This window comes from Deinococcota bacterium, from assembly GCA_030858465.1.
Lineage (GTDB): Bacteria > Deinococcota > Deinococci > Deinococcales > Trueperaceae > JALZLY01.
In genome coordinates this window covers 1-4,001 of the sequence record JALZLY010000207.1, presented here as the reverse complement: position 1 = coordinate 4,001, position 4,001 = coordinate 1, and the positions used below count along the sequence as shown (strand labels likewise).

Sequence of the window (4,001 nt, the reverse complement as noted above, 5' to 3'; positions counted from 1 at the left end):
CCCCCTCCAGCACATCGTCGAGGGCGAGGACGGCCGCACCGCCAACGCCCCGGAGAACTTCGCCTGGGTGAGGGACTTCCAGGCCTTTGTGAGGTCGGTGGACCCGGACGCCTTTGTCGTCGGCGAGACCTGGACCGACACCCAGACGATCGTCCGCTACCACGAGCAGGCCGATCTCGACATGTCCTTCAACTTCCCGCGGGCGAGAACGATGATCGAGACCGTCAACCGCCGCAACCCCTTCAACCTGCAATTCCTGGTCGAGCAGGACATGCGCCTCTATCCCGACGGCGCCTGGGTGGGCACCTTTCTCGCCAACCACGACCAGCCGCGCCTCGCCACCACCCTGCGCGGCGACGTTTCTCGGCTCAAGCTCGCCGCGGGCATGCTGCTAACCCTGCCCGGCACGCCCTTTCTCTACTACGGCGAGGAGATCGGTATGCCCAGCGGCCCCGGCGACCGCGACGAGGAGAAGCGCACGCCGATGCGCTGGGAGGCGGGGCCGCAGGCGGGCTTCACGACGGGCAGGCCCTGGTACGCCTTTTCGAGCGAGGACGAGGCGGTTACGGTGGCAGCGCAGCTGGGGGACCCGGACTCGCTCTTGAACTGGTACAAGACGCTGATCGCGCTGCGCAACAGCAGTCCGGCGCTCGCTCACGGCCTTTACGAGACCGCGCCCCTGGACGTGCCGAACGTCTACGCCTTCATCCGCTCCTCTGCAGCCGAGCGCATGCTGGTGGTCGCGAACTTCAGCGCGCAGGAGCGCGAGGCGGACCTGACGGACCTGCTCGGCGCCGACGCGGCGCGCGACCTCATCAGCGGGGAGACGCTCGAGGCGGTGCTCACCTTGGGGCCCGTCAGCATGATCATCGTCGCCCTGGGCGACTAGCTGGTGTCACCCTTGCTCAGCCGGCGGGCGCAAGCTTTTCCTCGAGCTAAAAGCAGGCACGCCGTCACTCCCTCGTGCCTTGTGGGTCTTTAGGTTCGGAGCGAAGGGGTCGCTCTCGAGCTTGCGGAGGCCTGCAAAAACAAATTCATGCACCAATCAACCTCGAGTGCAGTACCAGGCTCGACGACAGCCATCAAAAACAGTCTACTCCGAACCGGGCTGCCGAGGAGGACGGGATTTTGCCCTCTGCTGGCATCTGCCCTATACTTGTGCCCTATACTTAGTCGGATGAGCGATACAACGTTGGGTGAAACGAAGAGCAAGACGAAACAGCAGGGGACTCCGGCCAGGCGGCGCGTCTTCTCGGGGGTGCAGCCCTCAGGCGAGCTCCACATCGGCAACTACCTGGGCGCGCTCAGGCAGTGGGTGCGGCACCAGGACGCGAGCGACAACGTCTTCTGCGTCGTCGACCTGCACGCGCTGACCATCCCCGAGCAGATCGACCCCGCGGCCTTGCGCGACAGCGCGCGCAAGGTGGCCGCGCTCTACTTCGCCAGCGGCCTTGACCCCGAGCGCAACATCGTCTTCATCCAGTCGCGGGTGCGCGAGCACAGCGAACTCGCCTGGATCTTTAACTGCACGACCCCCTTGGGCTGGCTCCAGCGGATGACCCAGTTCAAGGCGAAGTCCCGGCAGTTTGAAAGTATCGGCTCGGGCCTGCTCGTCTACCCCACCTTGCAGGCGGCGGACATCCTGCTCTACGACACCGACGAGGTGCCCGTCGGCGAGGACCAGCGCCAGCATATCGAGCTGACCCGGGACATCGCGGTGCGCTTCAATCACCTCTTCGGCGAGACCTTCGTCTTGCCCAAGGCGGTGATCCCCGAGGTGGGCGCGCGGGTCATGGGCCTAGACGACCCCGAGACCAAGATGAGCAAGAGCCTCGCCGTGACCCGCCCCGGCCACGCCATCGGCCTGCTCGACGACGCTCGTACCATCAAGAAGGCGATCATGTCGGCGGTGACGGACTCGGCGCGCGAGACCCGCTTCGAGCAGGCCTCGCCGGGGGTGCGCAACCTGCTCGGCCTCTACCGGGTGCTCAGCGGCGAGAGCCGGGAGGCCGTGGAGGCGAGGTTCGCGGGCCAGGGCTACGGCCAGCTCAAAAAGGAGGTCCTGGAGGCGGTCCTGGCGACCCTCGAGCCCCTCCAGGCGAGCTACCGCGAGCTCATGAAGGACCCCGCTTACCTCGAGGCCACGCTCGAGCGGGGCGCCGACAGGGCGAGGGCCATCGCCTCGAAGACGATGGCGCGGGTGAGAGGGGCGACGGGCCTTGGTTAGCCTTTGTGGGGCTGACTGTGGAGCTGAACCGGGTGGGGCTGAACCGGGTGGAGCTGAACCGGGCCGAGAGTGAAGGAACGCGTGCTCTTCGTCTTTCTGGACGGCGTGGGTTTGGGCGCGGAGGAGTCCGCTCACAACCCTTTGGTCGCCGCCGAGACGCCTTTTTTGGATGGCCTGTTGGGTGGTCGGCTGACCTTGGCGCGGGGCTCCCTCAGCGAGGAGAAGCTGCTCTTTCGGCCCTTGGACGCCCGGCTCGGCGTACCCGGCCTGCCGCAGTCGGCCACCGGTCAGACGGCGCTCCTGAGCGGCCACAACGCCGCCGCGCTGATGAACCGCCACTACGGCCCCTACCCGGGACCGACGCTCAAGGCCGTGCTCGAGGCCGGAACGCTCTTCTCGGAGCTGCGGGGGGCGGGCAAGACGAGTGCGCTGGCCAACGCCTACCCGGAGGGCTTCTTCGAGGCGGTGAGGCGCGGTCAGCGTCGCCTCAACGTGCCCGTCTACAGCGCGCTGGCCGCCGGGCTCGCCCTCAAGACGGCCGAGGATTACCTGGCGGGCGAGGGCACCAGCGCCGACCTGACCGGCAGCTACCTGCACGCGCTCGAGCCGCGCCTGCCCGAGCGCGGTCCTGAAGAGGCCGGGGCTTTGCTGGGGGCGTTCGCCCAGGGGCAGCCCTTCACCTTTTTCGACTTCTGGCTCAGCGACGCCGCCGGGCACCGCTGGCCCTTCGCCGAGGCCGTTTCGCTGGTGGAGCGGCTCGACGCCTTTTTCGCCGGTCTCGTCCCGGCGCTGAACGGCACGACGCTGGTGCTAAGCTCCGACCACGGCAACATTGAGGACAAGCGCGTGAAGACGCATACCCTGAACCCCGTACCCCTCCTCGTGCTTGGAGCTGTGGCCGCCTTTACGGGCGCGGCCAGCCTCGTGGACGTGGCGCCCGCGGTTCGGCGGACCTTGGGCCTGAAACCCCAGCTCCTAGAAGCCCAGCCGCTAGAAACCCAGCACCAGGAAGGCCTCGTACCAGGCGCCCGCGACGAGAAGCAGCAGCGCTAAAGGCAGCGTGAGCAGGAGCTTGGCGAGGCCCTCGCGGTAGCCGCCGAAGCCCTTGCGGATGAGGGTGACCAGGAACATGCCGCCACCGGCCGTGACCAGGATATAGGCCAGGAGCTCCAAGAGGATGACGGGCGACTGCAGCAGGAGTAGCGCCGGGTCCAGGTTGAAGCCGAAGGGAATGCCCAGGGTGTAGAAGCGGGCGGTATTCAAGAGGTAGGCGGGCAGGGCGAAGAGGTAGGCGGGCAAGAGCGTGGTGAACAGCGTGCCCATGGTGAAGTTCCAGTAGGTGATGGCCCCGGCCAGGCCCGCCACGTCGCCCGTTTGCGCGATCTCGGCGACGCCGATGGTCTGCAGGCTCGAGTCGATGATGCCCACCAGCGCGGCCTCGCACTCGGCGGGCAGGGCGGTGCCGGTCAGCATGCCCAGAAAGAAGACGCCGTAGAGCAAGGCGACGGTGGCGACGACCAGGCGGCGGTGCTCGCGGATGACCGCCAGGCCCCGCTCCAACCAGCGCCGCAGGAACGACGGGGTAAAGCTCAGGTAGAGGAGCAGCGCGGTGAAGAGGACGAAGGCCCAGCCCGCCGCCGGACCGGCGAAGAAGTCGGGCAGGCGCGGGCCTGGGCTGCTCGCCCGGAAGCCGACGTGCTCGGCCTGCCACGAGCCGTTGGTCTGGGTGAGGACCGCCTCGACGACCTCGAGGCGGTCCTCACCGACGGCGGCG

Annotated in this window: 4 protein-coding genes; 3 read left to right on the top strand and 1 reads right to left on the bottom strand. The window is 67.8% G+C overall.

Going from position 1 to position 4,001, the window contains the following annotated elements; genetic code table 11:
* The 3 genes from M3498_10390 to M3498_10380 form a co-directional block, all read left to right on the top strand.
* Nucleotides 1-889, top strand: an 889-nt coding sequence (locus M3498_10390) for an alpha-amylase family glycosyl hydrolase (protein ID MDQ3459690.1), incomplete at its 5' end; no start/stop codon positions are given.
* Nucleotides 890-1,177: 288 nt separating this feature from the next.
* Entirely contained in the window at nt 1,178-2,227 is a 1,050-nt protein-coding gene (gene trpS, locus M3498_10385) for a tryptophan--tRNA ligase (protein ID MDQ3459689.1), read from the top strand.
* Between the two features lie 81 nt (nt 2,228-2,308).
* Nucleotides 2,309-3,280, top strand: a complete 972-nt coding sequence (locus tag M3498_10380; GenBank protein ID MDQ3459688.1) for a hypothetical protein — start codon at nt 2,309-2,311, stop codon at nt 3,278-3,280.
* On the opposite strand, the gene M3498_10375 is transcribed toward M3498_10380, so the two are convergent.
* Nucleotides 3,218-4,001 (bottom strand): hypothetical protein (locus M3498_10375; protein MDQ3459687.1); only part of this gene is annotated, 784 nt, incomplete at its 5' end. The two genes, M3498_10380 and M3498_10375, sit on opposite strands and share 63 nt — an antisense overlap.